The 15,364-nt window shown below is 61.4% G+C and carries 13 protein-coding genes; 5 read left to right on the forward strand and 8 right to left on the reverse strand.

What is annotated here, in order from left to right; genetic code table 11:
* Nucleotides 1-15 precede the first annotated feature (15 nt).
* Nucleotides 16-1,224: an NnrS family protein gene (locus tag AB8A50_RS16690; RefSeq protein WP_439078350.1), complete on the reverse strand. Its 1,209-nt coding sequence runs from the start codon at nt 1,222-1,224 to the stop codon at nt 16-18.
* A gap of 24 nt (nt 1,225-1,248) precedes the next feature.
* Nucleotides 1,249-1,692, reverse strand: a complete 444-nt coding sequence (locus tag AB8A50_RS16695) for a pseudoazurin (protein ID WP_439078351.1) — start codon at nt 1,690-1,692, stop codon at nt 1,249-1,251.
* 153 nt (nt 1,693-1,845) lie between these two features.
* Between AB8A50_RS16695 and AB8A50_RS16700 the strand changes: the two genes are divergently transcribed.
* Entirely contained in the window at nt 1,846-2,553 is a 708-nt protein-coding gene (locus AB8A50_RS16700; protein ID WP_439078352.1) for a Crp/Fnr family transcriptional regulator, read from the forward strand.
* A 5-nt stretch (nt 2,554-2,558) separates the two neighbouring features.
* Here the strand turns inward: AB8A50_RS16700 and AB8A50_RS16705 are convergent, their stop codons facing one another.
* Both AB8A50_RS16705 and AB8A50_RS16710 read right to left on the reverse strand, forming a co-directional pair.
* The gene (locus AB8A50_RS16705; RefSeq protein ID WP_439078353.1) at nt 2,559-3,893 is read right to left on the reverse strand and encodes an ATP-binding protein; all 1,335 of its coding nucleotides are present in this window, start codon (nt 3,891-3,893) and stop codon (nt 2,559-2,561) included.
* Nucleotides 3,890-4,555 (reverse strand): response regulator transcription factor, encoded by a 666-nt coding sequence (locus AB8A50_RS16710; protein ID WP_175367893.1) that lies wholly within the window; start codon nt 4,553-4,555, stop codon nt 3,890-3,892. The genes AB8A50_RS16705 and AB8A50_RS16710 overlap by 4 nt, the downstream gene beginning before the upstream one ends.
* A gap of 365 nt (nt 4,556-4,920) precedes the next feature.
* On the opposite strand from AB8A50_RS16710, the gene AB8A50_RS16715 reads away from it, so the two are divergent.
* The 3 genes from AB8A50_RS16715 to AB8A50_RS16725 all read left to right on the forward strand — a co-directional run bounded on the left by AB8A50_RS16715 (nt 4,921) and on the right by AB8A50_RS16725 (nt 10,265).
* Complete coding sequence (locus AB8A50_RS16715) at nt 4,921-7,221, forward strand: TonB-dependent receptor (RefSeq protein ID WP_439078354.1); 2,301 nt, start codon at nt 4,921-4,923, stop codon at nt 7,219-7,221.
* Between the two features lie 166 nt (nt 7,222-7,387).
* The gene (locus AB8A50_RS16720; protein WP_089265904.1) at nt 7,388-8,404 is read left to right on the forward strand and encodes a Fe(3+) ABC transporter substrate-binding protein; all 1,017 of its coding nucleotides are present in this window, start codon (nt 7,388-7,390) and stop codon (nt 8,402-8,404) included.
* A gap of 187 nt (nt 8,405-8,591) precedes the next feature.
* Nucleotides 8,592-10,265: an ABC transporter permease gene (locus tag AB8A50_RS16725; protein WP_439078355.1), complete on the forward strand. Its 1,674-nt coding sequence runs from the start codon at nt 8,592-8,594 to the stop codon at nt 10,263-10,265.
* Nucleotides 10,266-10,319: 54 nt separating this feature from the next.
* Here AB8A50_RS16725 and AB8A50_RS16730 read toward each other — a convergent pair whose 3' ends face one another.
* From AB8A50_RS16730 to AB8A50_RS16745, 4 genes are all read right to left on the reverse strand, one after another.
* Complete coding sequence (locus tag AB8A50_RS16730) at nt 10,320-10,553, reverse strand: colicin immunity domain-containing protein (protein ID WP_439078356.1); 234 nt, start codon at nt 10,551-10,553, stop codon at nt 10,320-10,322.
* A gap of 15 nt (nt 10,554-10,568) precedes the next feature.
* Entirely contained in the window at nt 10,569-11,633 is a 1,065-nt protein-coding gene (locus AB8A50_RS16735) for an AI-2E family transporter (protein WP_439078357.1), read from the reverse strand.
* 145 nt (nt 11,634-11,778) lie between these two features.
* Nucleotides 11,779-12,429, reverse strand: coding sequence for a 3-oxoacid CoA-transferase subunit B (locus tag AB8A50_RS16740; protein ID WP_068728764.1), 651 nt, complete (start codon nt 12,427-12,429; stop codon nt 11,779-11,781).
* A gap of 28 nt (nt 12,430-12,457) precedes the next feature.
* The gene (locus AB8A50_RS16745) at nt 12,458-13,162 is read right to left on the reverse strand and encodes a CoA transferase subunit A (RefSeq protein ID WP_068728766.1); all 705 of its coding nucleotides are present in this window, start codon (nt 13,160-13,162) and stop codon (nt 12,458-12,460) included.
* A gap of 265 nt (nt 13,163-13,427) precedes the next feature.
* Here AB8A50_RS16745 and AB8A50_RS16750 point away from each other — a divergent pair, with 265 nt between their 5' ends.
* On the forward strand, nt 13,428-15,356 hold the full coding sequence (locus AB8A50_RS16750; RefSeq protein ID WP_439078358.1) for an AsmA family protein: 1,929 nt from the start codon (nt 13,428-13,430) through the stop codon (nt 15,354-15,356).
* Nucleotides 15,357-15,364: the final 8 nt, after the last annotated feature.

Genomic DNA, 15,364 nt, shown 5'->3' on the forward strand with positions numbered 1-15,364 from the left:
GCGGCCTTCACCGATTTAGCGACTGAGCGCCATCGCCGCGTCGGAACGGCGTGGCTTGCGATAGCCGATCAGCAGCGGACCGAATGAGACGGCGAAGCCGATAAAGGCCGCGACCCACGTCAATGCTGCAACATGGAGCAGCGGCGGACTGTAAGCCGGCGCGATCACGGCGCCAATCCGCGCCAGTGCCGCCACGATGACGGCAGCATAGATCATCAGCGTCGTGCGTGAGGCGCGCAGTGCCTGGCCAGTATGCCCCAGTGTTGCGCGGCTCATGACAGCCAGCGTCATCACGCCGGCCGCACCTGCCATCCATGCATGCAGGCCGGCGCTGGGCGCGACCCATCCTGCTGCCGCTGCGGCATTCAGCAGGAAACCCAGCGGCACGAAAGCGTAACCAATATGCAGGATCAGCAGCAGGCCCTCGCGCCAAGTCCGATTGCCGGCCCAGCGCGCGAGACGCATGATCTGCAACAAGCCAACCAGCGCGAGAACTGCTCCCGTTAGTTCGGCAAAGGGTCGCGCGATCCACAGCACCAGCGCAGCGGCGCTGACGGCAATGACAACCATATCGAAACGCGCGAACGGCACTGGAAGCCGACCGGGATTCTCACGCACCAGCCAGTTGCGGGTGAAGCTCGGAATGATCCGGCCGCCGATCAGCGAGATCAGCAACACCACGACCGCGACGCCGATCCGGATGCTGACGTCTGCGGCGCCCGCAAGATGAGCTTCAATATGAAAGGCGATGTTACCGACCAGCAGGAACGCGACGATGCCGACCACCGGCAGATTGCGCCAGTTGTGGCCCGCCGCGATCTCGCGGGTTGTAGCGGCAGCGACCAGCGTCAGGAAACTCACATCGACCAGCATCGCCACGAGCCAGCCGGTATAGGCCGAAAACGTCAGGCAAATCCGTCCCGCGATCCAGAGGACGACCAGCCCGAGCAATGGCAAGCCGCGGATTGGCAACCGGCCGGTCCAGTTCGGAATGGCCGTGAACAGAAAGCCGGTGACGACGGCCGACATGAAGCCGAACAGCATCTCGTGAATGTGCCAGTCGCGCGGCGCAAAACCGGTGGCCAGCGCCAGCCGGCCATGGAAGGCCGGCATCCAGACCAGAATTCCCAAGCCGGCATAACACGCACCGAGCAGGAAGAAAGGGCGGAAGCCGGCCGAGAGCAACGGCCAATCGGCGATGGAGCGAACACGAAGAAGCGTCATCGTTACTCTCCCGTTTGGGGCGTGTTACTTCGCAGCGACTTTCTCGAACAGCGCCGCGAACGCTGTCTTGGCCTTGCCGGGATGCGTCACTGCCTTGGCTTCAGCCGCGTTGGTTGGCGTACCGACCACCACCAGTCCCACCATGCCCATGCCGTAATGTGGCGCGCATTTCACGCCGTAGACGCCGGGCTTGTCGAAGGTCACCACGAGGTCCTGGCTCATCTTGCCAACGAAGGGCGTCGCGTCGGCGGGTAGCATGCCTTTGACCGATTCAACGCTGTGCGCCTTGTCGGTCGACACGAATTTCACGGTATCGCCGGGCTGCACATTGACCAATGCGGGCTCGAACACCATGGCGGCCCCGTCAGCGCCCTTGTTGAGCATTTTGACCTCGACCTCCGCAGCGCCGGCGGCGCCTGTCAGAGCGAAAAGGACGGCGGCGGTTGCAAGCATAAGAGCCTTGCGCATCGTATTTCTCCGTAAACTCCGGTCATTTCAGCCGGATGCGCCAAATTAGGCCTGCCGCCCGGCCTCGACATTGCGCCAGCGCAAACTTCCGCTTGATCGACGCCCGCAATCACGGTCTAGAAGTGACCGGAACGGGAATTTGACGGAGAACGCATGTCGGCGGTCGACAGCTCCATGGTCGCGCATCTGCCGCTGTTCGAGAGTCTCGACACCGCAGCCTGCGAGGCGATCCTGCGCGAGGCGCATTCGATCCGCGTCGCGAAGAACAAGGTGATTTTCGAGCAGGGCGAGGACGTCCATTCGTTCTATCTGCTGCTCCATGGCCATATCCGCGCGACCAAGATGACGCCCGCCGGCGAACAGGTGATCGTGCGCTATGTCGCGACCGGCGAGATCTTCGGGATCGGTCAGGCGATGGGACTGACGGCTTATCCGGCAACCGCAACGGCGGTGGATGACAGCGTAGTTCTGGTGTGGCCCACCACGATCTGGACGCGGCTGGTTGCCGACTATCCCGCCCTCGCCGCCAATACGCTCAAGACCGTCGGTGGCCGGTTGCAGGAGGCTCATACGCGCGTGGTCGAGATGTCGACCCAGCAGGTCGAGCAGCGCGTTGCTCACGCCCTGCTGCGACTGGCGAACCAATCAGGCCGCAAGACCGCGCAAGGTATCGAGATCGATTTCCAGTTGAGCCGGCAGGATATCGCTGAGATGACTGGCGCCACGATCTTCACCGTGAGCCGCACGCTCAGCACCTGGGAACAGCGCGGGCTGATCGAAAGCAGCCGGCAGCGCATCGTGCTGCGCGAACCCGAGGCATTGCGTGCGCTCGCCAACGCTCTTCCAGGTGACGACGCGTAACGCGATTACGCGGCTTCGAACTGCCTGACTTCATTCGACACGTCTCCGAGTGGGATCGAGACGGCAGCCCTGACGCCCTGAGCATCGTCGCGGTTTGCGATATCGAGGCTAAAGCCGTTACGATCCGCCGCCGTCCGGGCGATCGCCAATCCGAGCCCCGTGCCGTCGATATCCATCGGCGCCGCACGGAAGAAGCGGTCGTAGAGATACGGCACGGCGGATTCCGGTATTCCACATCCGCTGTCGATCACCTCGATGACGAAATCCGTGCCTCGGCGCTCAGCCTTGATGCTGACCGCGCCGCCGGCGCGCGTGTAGCGCACCGCATTGTCGAGCAGGTTCGAGACGATCAGCCGGAGATCGGCGGCACGAACATTCAATTCATCACGCGTCCCCGGCTCGATCGCGAGTGAGACGCCCTTGGCCTCCGCGATGGAAACGAAGCCGGACACTACCAGCCGCACGAATGCCTCCGCATCGACAATCTCGGCTGCGCTTTCGATGCCGGCATCGGCGCGAACCATGGTCATCAACTGGTTGACCGAATAGGAGGCCCTTCGAATCCCGTCGAGCAGGTCCTGCGCGATCTCACGTTCAGGCGCATTGAGCTCCCGTACCCGCAGATTATCGATCTGGATCTGAAGCGCCGCGAGCGGAGTCCGCAATTCATGCGCCGCATCGGACACGAAGCGACGCTGGGTCTCCAGCGCGGTCTGATGTCGCTCGATCAGCGAGTTCATCGCTGTCACAAGCGGAGCGACCTCGACCGGAACGTCCTTGAGACTTAGCGCATCCTTCGCATCGGCGCTGCGCTGGCCGATATCAGCCGACAGTGTTCCAAGCCCGGACAATACGCGCTTCACGGCCCACCAGATCATCAACCATGCGATCGGAATGGCGGCGATTAGCGGCACCGCGGCGCCCGCGGCCGCATAGGCGGCCACTTCCTCGCGCGCACTCCAGCGCTGCGCGACCTGGATCGCATGCGTCGCGTCGCGCGACCTGAACACGCGCCAGCGCTCTCCACCCGCGGTCACGTCGGCATAGCCGAGTTCCGACTGAAACGGGATATCGACCGATGGGCCTGAACGATGAATGGGCTGCTTTGCCTGATCCCAGATCTGGATCACCAGCTGGTCTTCCAATTCGGCATCGATCCGCGGCTCGATATCATGCCGGAACACCATGCCCGCCGTAAGCGCAACCTCGTGAAGAGCGTTGTCCTGAAAACTGTTCACCTCGTATTTGACGAAATAATAGGACGTGACGGCCGCAGCAACGCCGACGAAGAAGAGCAGTCCCGTGACGTAAGTCATCACGGTCTTTCGCAACGACGTCATGCGCCCTCCTTGGTCACCATCCAGCCCGCACCGCGGACATTGCGGACAATGTCCTTGTCAAATTTCTTGCGCAGTCCGTGGATCAGCACGTCGACTGCGTTGCTCTGGACTTCCTCGCCCCAACCGTAGATCCGGCTCTCGATCTGGCTGCGCGACAGGATTTGCCCGGGGCGTTCCATCAAAGCCTGTAGCACCGCAAATTCGCGCACCGACAGCAGATGCTTAATATCGCGGAATGTCGCCACCTGCGTCGATGGATCCAGCGTGATCTCCGCGGACGTCATGAGCGATATCACGCGGCCATTCGCACGTCGCGTGACTGCGCGGATTCGCGCGAGCAGTACCGGCAATTCAAACGGCTTGACGATGTAATCGTCTGCGCCGAGATCGAGGCCCGCCACCATGTCGGACACGCCATCCCGCGCGGTGATGATGAGGGCCGGTGTGGTCATGCCGGCTTTCCTTTTCGCCTTGAGCACGTCCAGGCCGGACATCTTGGGAAGACCGATATCGATCAGTGCGACCGCATATTCCGACCGGTCCATCGCGGCGAAGCCATCGCGGCCATTGCGCGCCCAGTCGACACTCATGCCATTCTCGCTCAGGCCGCGCACCAGCGCCTTGCCGAACATGGCATCGTCTTCGATCAGTAGAACACGCATCATTCAATCTCGTGCCTGCGGGACATTCGGAAAGCAGTCAGTCAGACAACATCGGAGGCATCCCGATATTCCCTTATCCCAGGTGTCGGTGACTGCGGCGCTTACGCGCATTGCAGCGCTTGTCCAGTAACCAATCGTTTGGCGCAGGCTAGCCGCCTCTCCTCGTTTAGAACGATTACAAATTATATAGACGCCATTGGTGCGTAGATCACACACCTTGGGCATATCCCTCGAAGTTCGATTTATTCTAAACGCCATCTAATTCGCGCCTAATACTCCGAATTGCAGATGTGTCCAAGTGTTTCCGAGGAAGCACAAGGACCGCCGGCATTTGCATGAGCGGAGAATATTTCAGGGGCGTAGTAATGACTTCCAGGACTTCTATCGGGGGGCGCGGCACGGCGGCGCGCAAAGCTTTTCTGATTTCGACGAGCGCGGCGGCCATCATCGCGGCGGGATTTTGTATCGCAGAGCCGGCGATTGCACAGAATGCGAATTCCGGCGCATCGACATTGCCGCCGGTGCAAGTCGACGCTCCCAGCGCACCGCGCGTGCGCCGCGCCCAGCCGCAGCGCGCCGCATCCGGCCACGCACGCACGCGTCCCGTCGCGCCGCAGCCGGTTCGCCAGCCGCTCAGCGTCAACCCTCAGGACGCACAGTCCGGCCAGGTCGGCTACATCACCCGCAATATTTCGAGCGGCACCAAAACCAACACCGCGCTCCTCAACGTGCCGCAATCCGTCACGGTACTGACGAAGGAATTCATCCGGGATCAGGATTTCCGCAGCATTGGCGAAGCGGTTCGCTATGTGCCGGGCGTCGTTCCGCATCAGGGCGAAGGCAATCGCGATGACGTGGTGATTCGTGGCCAGCGCACCAATGCCGACTTTTTTATCGACGGAATCCGCGACGACGTGCAGTATTTCCGCGATCTCTACAACACCCAGCGCATCGAGGTCCTGAAGGGGCCGAACGCCATGATCTTCGGCCGCGGCGGCGGCGGCGGCGTCATCAATCGCGTGCAGAAGGAAGCCGATGGTGTTTCGATCCGCGAAGTGACGGTTCAGGGCGGATCGTTCGACAACAAGCGCGTCACCATCGATACTGGCGGCGCCGTGAACGAGAATGTCGCTGCGCGTATCAACGCAATGTACGAGAATTCCGGAACCTATCGCGACTACGGCCATCTTGAGCGTTACGGCATCAACCCGACCGTGACGATTCGCGGCGAGGACACCAAGGTCAAGCTCAGCTACGAATATCTGCATGACGACCGCACCGCGGATCGCGGCATCCCGGCACAGGGCACCGTGCCGGCTCCCACGAATGCACGCCCGACCGTGCCGTTTGCGACCAATGCCTCAACCTTCTTCGGCAATCCGGACCAGAGCTATTCGAAGCAGGACGTCCATATCGCAAACGCCGTGATCGACCACGACTTCAACAACGGTCTCTCGGTCAAGAATTCATCGCGCTACGCCAATTACGACAAGTTCTACCAGAACGTCTTCCCGACCACGACGTTCTTCGTGGACCCCGCGGGGCGCGCGTCCATCTCGGCCTACAATAACCTGGCTCAGCGCGAGAACCTGTTCAACCAGACCGACTGGACCTACAAGACCAATACCGGCCCCGTGCTACACACCATCGTCTTCGGTACCGAGTTCGGGCGACAGAACACTTTCAGCCTCCGCAACACCGGCCAGATCAACGGCGGCACGACCCTGCTCGTTCCCGCGTCCAGCCCGACCACCTTTGCCCCGTGGTCGTTCATCCACAACAACGCCTCCGACAACAACTCCTATGCGACACTCGACGTCGCATCGTTCTACATTCAGGACCAGATCGAGGTCAGCCGTTACCTGCAGTTCATCGGCGGCGTTCGTTACGATCGCTTCGACCTCACGTCGCAGAACCTCAATCCGGGCGGCACCGTAGACAGCCGCGTGGATAACCTGGTGTCGCCACGCGCCGGCGTGATTATCAAGCCGGTCGACAACGTCTCGGTCTATGGCAGCTACAGCATTTCGTATCTGCCAAGCGCCGGCGACCAGTTCAGCTCGCTGACGCCATCGCTCGCCGTCACCGTGCCGGAGAAGTTCATCAATAACGAAGTCGGCGTGAAGTGGGACATTACCCCGCGGCTGCAGGCCTCCGCGGCAATCTACGACCTCGACCGGGAGAACCAGAGGTTCATCGTGGGCGGCCAGGTCGTCGCCCTTGGCAAGACCAACACCAAGGGTGCTGAGCTCAGCCTAACCGGCTATGTCACCGATCAGTGGCAAGTCACCGGCGGCTACGCCTACACCGACGCACGCATCGTCGATGCCAGCTCCGCCACGATCGTCGCGGGCAACCGCGTCGGCCTGGTGCCGTTCAACACCTTCACCATGTGGAACAAATATCAGTTCAATGAGATGTGGGGTGCCGGCCTCGGTATCATCCATTACGACGACTTCTTCGCTACGTCGGATGATACAGTGAAGCTGAAAGCCTTCACCCGCGTCGATGCCGCAATCTACTTCCGGCTCGACAAGACGTGGCGTGCCCAGCTGAACATCGAGAACCTGTTCGATACCAGCTACTACGCCACCGCCGATGCGGCCAACAACATCACGCCGGGCTCGCCGCGTGCGTTCCGGGCTTCGGTGACGGCTAACTTCTAAGATCTCTCATCTCGGACCGCAGGTAAGCTGTTGCTTATCTGCGGCCCACTTTCGAATCTGGAATCAATCTAATCTTTTGTCACGCGACGTTCAGTCACTGACATTCGAACGCCCACTGCGCTACTCCACCTGACATTGTCGATATGCCCCTTGCCGGAGCCATTTCATGATCAAGCACCACGCCCTTGCCACCGCCGTCCTCTTCGCCGCCCTTGGCTCATCCGCACTGCAGGCGGCCGAAGAGGTCAATGTCTATACCTATCGCGAGACCAAGCTGGTGCAGCCGATCTTCGAGGCCTTCACCAAGGACACCGGTGTGAAGGTCAATGTGATCTCGGCGAGCTCGGGCCTCGAGCAACGCATGAAGGCCGAAGGCGCCAACAGCCCGGCGGACGTGCTGCTGACCGTAGATATCGGCCGCATCGACGAGGCCGTGCAGGCGGGCGTGACGCAGCCGATGAAATCCGAGGTGATCGAGAAGGTCGTGCCGGCGCAATATCGCGATCCCGACGGCCACTGGGCCGGCATCTCGATGCGCGCCCGCGTGATCTATGCGTCGAAGGATCGCGTCAAGCAGGACGCCATCACCTATGAGGAACTGGCCGATCCGAAGTGGAAGGGCAAGATCTGCATCCGCTCCGGCCAACACATCTACAATAACGGGCTGTTCGCCGCCTATGTCGCCAAGCACGGCGAAGCCAAGGCCGAAGAATGGCTGCGCGGCGTCAAGGCCAATCTGGCGCAGAAGCCCTCGGGCGGCGACCGCGAGACCGCGCGAGATGTTGCGGCCGGTAAATGCGATCTCGGCATCGGCAACACCTATTACTGGGCGCTGATGATGAATGCCGATCCCGACAAGAAGCCATGGGCCGAAGCCACCAAAGTGATCCTGCCGACCTTCGAAGGCGGCGGCACCCATGTGAACCTGTCCGGCGTGCTGCTTGCCAAACATGCGCCGAACAAGGCCAACGCCATGAAACTGATCGAATGGCTCGCCGGCGAGCATGCCCAGCAGGTCTATGCCGACGCCAATTACGAATATCCCGTGCGTGCCGGCATCACGATCAATCCGACGATCGCGGGCTATGGCAAGCTCAATGCCGACCCGATGCCCATCGCCAAGATTGCTGCGAACCGCAAGGCCGCGTCGACGCTGGTGGACAAGGTCGGGTTTGATAATTGAGCCCGGCTATTGCTCCGTAGGACGCGATGATACACAGCCTATCAGTATGTTGTCCCCGCCTTGTGTGCCTGCAGCGCACACAGGGCGGGGACCCGTACGCACCGAACTCTCGGTAGGGCGCTGTGGCTACGGCAATTTCTGACTTACTTCTCCTTGGGGTATGGATCCCCGCCTTCGCGGGGATGACATGTGGAGAGTGCTCACGCGGGCATGCACGCCCGTGAGGCCTTCCCGCACCGAACTCACAGCAATCCTCATTGCACTCGCGACCGCGCTCCTTGTGGCTGCGCCTGTCATCAGCATCGCGCTACTGGCGATGCAGCCGGAGCCTGAGCTTTGGCAGCATCTGATCGCCTATGTGTTGCCGCAGGCGCTGCGCGACACCGCAGCCCTCCTGATCGGCGTCGGTATCGTTACGCTCACAGTCGGTGCCGGCACCGCATGGCTGGTCTCGGCGCACGATTTCCCCGGCCGCACGCTCATGCTCTGGCTCTTGCCGCTGCCGCTGGCGATTCCGACCTATCTCGCCGCTTACGTCTATGTGGACCTGTTCGAGCCGCTGGGCCTCGTCCATCGCGCATTGGCAACGGCAATGTCGTTGCCCGGCGCGATCGGGTGGCTGCCGAGCCTGCGTTCGTTGCCCGGCGCCATCTTCGTAATCGGCATCGTGTTGTATCCTTACGTCTATCTCTCTGCCCGCGCGATGTTCCAGCATCGCAGCGCCGATTTTGCTGAAGCCGCGAAGATACTCGGTGCGGATCGCTGGACGACGTTCCGCCGTGTCTCGCTACCGATGGCGCGCCCCGCCCTCGCTGTGGGCCTCGCACTGGTATCGCTGGAAACGCTGAACGATATCGGCGCCAGCGAATATCTGGGCATTCGTACGCTCACCGTCTCGGTTTTCACGACCTGGCTCAACCGCGGCAGCCTTGCAGGTGCTGCGCAGCTGTCATTGTTCATGCTCGCCATCGTCGGGGTGCTGATCGCCATCGAGCGCTTCGGCCGCCGCGAAGGCAGCGTGGAATTCTCTTCGGAGAATCCGAGACTGGCACCGCGCACGCCTTTGACGGGTGCACGCGGATGGCTCGCTTTCACCGCCTGTCTCATCCCTTCCCTGCTCGGCTTCGCCGTGCCCTTGCTCTATCTGCTGCGTGAAGGCCTGCGTCGCGGTCTGCTGTCGATGGAAACGACGGTTTGGCGCGATGCCGGCCACACCATTGCACTGGCCGCAATTGCCACGGGAGCCGCGCTGCTTCTCGGGCTTGTGGTGATCGTCGCTCAGCGCTGGCGTGCTTCGCGGCTGACCAACCTGTCGGTCGCTGTCGCTCAGACCGGCTATGCGCTGCCCGGAACGGTGCTGGCGCTGGGTCTGCTGACGCCGGTGCTGTTCATCGACAATGGATTCAGCAAGCTCGCCGGATGGCTCAGTCTCGCTTCGCCCGGGCTTGTCATGGTCGGCTCTGGCGCCGCCGTGGTGATCGCCTATGTGATCCGGTTCCTGGCGGTGCCGACCGGTTTCATCAAGGCCGGCTTCGAGCACATCCCCGTCGATTACGACGACAGCGCCCGCGCCGCCGGCGCGCCGGCAATCACCACGCTGCGCGTGATTCAACTGCCGCTATTGCGTCCGGCATTGTTCGGCGCCGTCATCGTCGTCTTCGTGGATTGCCTGAAGGAATTGCCGGCAACGCTGTTACTGCGACCGCTCAATGTCGAAACGCTCGCGACATCGATCTATCAATATGCCAGTCGGGGCAGCTTCGAAGAGGGCGCACTCGCCGCACTGCTGGTCGTCGCTGCGAGCATCGGTCCCGTCGTGTGGCTGACCCGCTTCGCCGACGTGCCTAGCGGGCCAGTGTAAGTCCAGACTGCGGTATTTACGAAAGCCGCGCGAGAGCTTTGACTAGGTGATCCTTCAGTTGATTTTCATTGAGTAGAAATCCGGTTTTTCTGCAATCAAATCCACGTCTGTTGTTAAGCAATCGAGGCAAGCAAAAATTTCATCGAGCACGTAAAATTCCTCATCCGGAATCTTGCGATAGTCGCTCTTGAACTTTCTCAGGTAAACATCAACGAGATCGCCTATGGCCATTTTCTCACTGAGATAGGCTTCAATAATGTCCCTGTACTCACGAGAAACGTCGCTCATTGCTCTTCTCCGAGATTAAGCGACTTCTCTGTCCACACTCTTTCTAGACTCCGCAAAGATCGCCCAGGCCGCCACGAACATCGCCGCAATCACGGGACCGACAACGAAACCGTTCAGGCCTAGGGCGTCGATGCCGCCGAGCGTCGCGATCAGCACCAGATAATCCGGCAGCTTGGTGTCCTTGCCGACCAGCATCGGGCGCAGGATGTTGTCGACCAGACCGATGACGAGAAATCCATAGGCGATCAGGATCACGCCCTGAACGACGGAGCCCGTAGCCAGCAGATAGAGCGCGACCGGCATCCAGACGAGGCCAGCCCCCACCGCGGGCAACAGCGACAGAAACGCCATCAGCACGGCCCACAGCAACGCGGCATTGATGCCAAGGATCCAGAAGATCAACCCGCCGAGCGCGCCCTGTGCCAGCGCGACCAGAATGCCGCCCTTCACCGTGGCGCGGATCACCACCGTGAACTTCTCCATCAGATCGTCACGCAACTCCGGCCGCAGCGGAATGGCATTCTTCACACGCTCCGACAACGCTTCGCCGTCCTTGAACAGGAAGAACAGCAAATAAAGCATGATGCCGAGATTGATGATGAAGTCGAACGTGCTCTGACCGATGTTCAGCGCCTGCGATGCAAAGTACTGACTGCCTTTGACGAGGCCCTCAGTCAGCTTGTCCTGCATGCCGCCAAGATTGGCAACGCCGAAGCGATCCAGCAGTCCCTTCGCCCATTGCGGGACGGCATCGAGTATCTGCTGCAGAAACGTGCCGAGGTTGAACTGACCCGACTTCATCTTACCGACGACGACGGCCGCTTCCTGCGCCAACGATGCGCCAACCAATGTCAGCGGCAGGATCACGATCAACACGATCAGACCTACGGTGAGCAGAGCTGCCGAATTTGGATGCTTCGGCATCCGGCGCTCCAGGCGCCGGTGCATCGGTGCGAACATGATCGCGATCACCACGCCCCACAGGATCGCGCTGTAGAACGAGCTCATGATCCAGCCGAAGGCCAACGTGACCACGACGATCAGAAGCAGGAAGAAACGGTCTTCGAGACTGGCGCGCATGTCGGCTTCCTAGAGCATGACCCGGAAAAGTGGAAACCAGTTTTCCGAAAGATCATGCTCAACTAAAGAGATGAAAAGGCAGATACTAACACGAATGCCCGGCACGAGGCCGGGCATCATGTCAACGTTCGGAATGCGCAATCGTTCAGGTGTTGGTCAGCGCGACCCGGAATTCAGCTTCGGTATTGGCCTTCACCTCATCGAGCGTCACGCCATCGGCGAGTTCGATCAGGGCCATGCCATCGTTGCCGTGCTTGTCGATGGTGAACACTGCCAGATCGGTCACGACCATGTCGACGACGCGCTCGCCGGTCAGCGGCAGGTTGCAGCTCTTCAGCAACTTGGCGCCGTCCTTGGCCGAATGCTCCATCACGACGACGACGCGCTTGACGCCGGCGACGAGGTCCATCGCGCCGCCCATGCCCTTCACCATCTTGCCTGGGATCATCCAGTTGGCGAGGTCGCCATTCTGGGCGACCTGCATGGCGCCAAGGATCGACAGATCGATATGGCCGCCACGGACCATGCCGAACGAATCCGCCGACGAGAAATAGCTGGTCTCCGGCAGTTCGGTGACGGTCTGCTTGCCGGCATTGATGAGGTCCGGATCTTCGTCGCCCTCATAGGGGAAAGGGCCCATGCCGAGCATGCCGTTCTCGCTCTGCAGCTGGACGTCCACGCCTTCGGGAATGTAGTTCGACACCAGCGTCGGAATACCGATGCCGAGATTGACGTAATATCCGTCGCGCAATTCTTTAGCCGCGCGCGCTGCCATTTGATCACGGGTCCAAGCCATCGTTCTCTCCTGTTTTTGCTTTTGGCGGTTACGCGGGACGCTGACGCGAGGTAACTTTTTCGATCCGCTTCTTGCCGGTACCGACCTCGACAATGCGCTTCACAAAAATGCCGGGGGTGTGAATGTGATCCGGATCGATCTCGCCGGCCGGCACCAGATGCTCGACTTCGGCAATGGTGATCTTGGCGGCGGTCGCCATCATCGGGTTAAAGTTTCGGGCGGTCTTGCGATAGACGAGATTGCCGGCGGTATCGCCCTTCCAGGCGTGCACGATAGCAATGTCGGCGAACAGACCACGCTCCAGCATGTAGGTCTCGCCATTGAATTCCATGGTCGGCTTGCCTTCCGAGATCAGCGTGCCAACGCCGGTCTTGGTGTAAAAGCCAGGAATGCCGGCGCCGCCGGCACGGATGCGCTCGGCCAGCGTGCCCTGCGGGGAAAATTCCAGTTCCAGTTCGCCGGCCAGATACTGCTGGGCGAACAGCTTGTTCTCGCCGACATAGGACGAGATCATCTTCTTGATCTGGCGGGTTTCCAGCAGGCGCGACAGGCCGATGCCGTCGACGCCGGCGTTATTGGACACCACAGTCAGGTCCTTGACCCCGGAATCGCGCAAGGCGTCCGACAGGTCCTCGGCAATGCCGCAGAGGCCGAAGCCGCCGGACATGATCATCATGCCGTCCTTGAGAATGCCGTCGAGTGCCGATTTGGCGTCGGGGTAGACCTTGTTCATGGGAATCGACCTGATGCAGGAATGCGCTGAGAACCCAGCGGGCGCGGGCGGCTATGTCGTGGATTATTAGGCGGAAACTCCGCGGCAGGTCAATCGCGGGGGACTGCGACCCCATCACCCCCGCTATGGCCTTGAAAGCGTCAAGAAAACCCTTCAAATTGAGGGCCTTGGACGTGGGCGCACATGGATGCCGCCCCGCTATGTGTGACCACCAACAAACCCGGATAGTTCATTGACGAGTGCCCAAGGAATAAGACGCCTGGGGATGCCGATTGCGGCGCTCCTGGGTGTTGCAGTGATCGGGCTGTTTGCCATGTCGTGGTTGCTCAACCGCGATACGCTGCGTCATGCCGTGGAGGCACAGATCCGGGCCGTAACCGGGCTGGACTTCGTCGTCAACGGCGCGGTGGATGTCTCGGTTTTTCCGGGCAGCTATGTCTCGTTTCACGATGTCGGCCTGAAAGGCGGCGGGTCGATCGATCCCGCTTTGACGGTCGATGTGCTGACAGCCAATCTACGGCTGCTGCCGCTGCTGCTGCAGCGCTTCGAGATCGCCGACATGATGATGCTGCGGCCACGTATCAGCGTGATCCGCGAGGCCTCCGGCGAAAGCAACTGGACGCCATTCATCGAGTCCATCGCCCGCACCATGAGGCCGGGTGCCGAGCAGCCGCTGTCGTTCTCCGAGATCCGGATTCAAGACGGCGTGCTGCATTATCAGGATCCGCATAACACCGAGCGTCTTGGCGACATCGACCTCTCACTGGCCTGGCCATCGATCTCACGCTCATTCGCGGCAACAGGCCAGTTCGACTGGCGCGGCGAGCGCATCGACGGCAGCCTCAGCGTCAGCGACTTCATTGCGGCACTGTCCGGCGAACGCTCCGGCGTAAAGGCACGCATCGCCGGCGCGCCGATCAAGCTGGCCTTCGACGGCACCGTCGCCAACAAGGCCAGCCTGGTCATGGAAGGCACGCTGACCGCTGACAGCATGTCGCTGCGCAATGCGCTGCGCTGGGTCGGTCAGGCACCACCCGGCTCTGGCGGTTTCAGCCGCTTTGCCCTGAAGGCACGCGCCAGCCTGGTCGGCCCGTCGATCGCGCTGACCAACGTCAATGTCGAACTCGACGGCAACAGCGCCGAAGGCGTCATGACCTATAGCAACACCGGCCGTCAGACGCTGCAGGCGACGCTGGCCGCCGGCGCGCTCGACTTCACGCCCTACGTGTCCACCGTGCGGCTGCTGGCCTCCGGCGCGCGTGACTGGAACCGGCAGCTGTTCGACCTGAACGCGCTGTCCACCACCGATCTCGACATGCGCCTGTCGGCCGCCAAAGTCACCGTCGGCTCCTCAGTGCTTGGCCGCACCGCGCTCGGCGCCAATCTGCGCGGCGGTACACTGGCGCTGTCGGTGGGTGAAGCGCAGATGTATGGCGGCATCGTCCGCGGTTCGTTCAACGTTGCCCATTCCGATGCAGTCGCCGATGTGAAGGCCCAGTTCCAGTTCAGCGATGTCGACCTGCAGGCCTGTGCCAGCGATCTGTTCGGCGTCAACAAGCTCACCGGACGCGGCAATCTCAGCATGATGCTGGAGGCCTCGGGCTCATCGCCCTTCGGTCTCGCGCAATCGCTTGACGGCACCGCGACGCTGACCGGTCATGACGGCGCCATCAGCGGCTTCAACGTCGAACAGCTTTTGAAAAGGCTGGAGCGACGTCCGCTGTCCGGCGCCGGTAATTTCCGCTCGGGTTCGACGCCGTTCAACACGCTCAACATGTCCGTGAAATTCAACGACGGCATCGCTACCGCACAGGATATCCGTATCGATGGTCCCGCTGCGAAACTGACGCTGACCGGTACCGCGTCGGTGCCGGCGCGCGAATATGATTTCAAGGGCATTGCCAGTCTCAATCCGGCAACCAACGGCACCGGCGGCTTCGAGCTGCCTTTCGTGATCCAGGGCCCGTGGGATGATCCGCTGATCTTTCCCGATCCGGAAAGCCTGATCCGCCGATCGCCGGGTGCGGCGCCTTTGCTGGATGCAGTGAAGGATCGCAAGACCCGCGACGCCGTACGCTCGGTGATCGAGCGCTTTACGGGCGTGCCGAAGCAGGCACCCGCCGCAGAGTCGGATAAGCCCGCCGATGCGCCTGCGGCGGCGGCACCTGCGGATGCAGCACCAAAGGCGAATTAACTTTTTGC

This window comes from Tardiphaga sp. 841_E9_N1_2 (assembly GCF_051811065.1).
Lineage (GTDB): Bacteria > Pseudomonadota > Alphaproteobacteria > Rhizobiales > Xanthobacteraceae > Tardiphaga > Tardiphaga robiniae.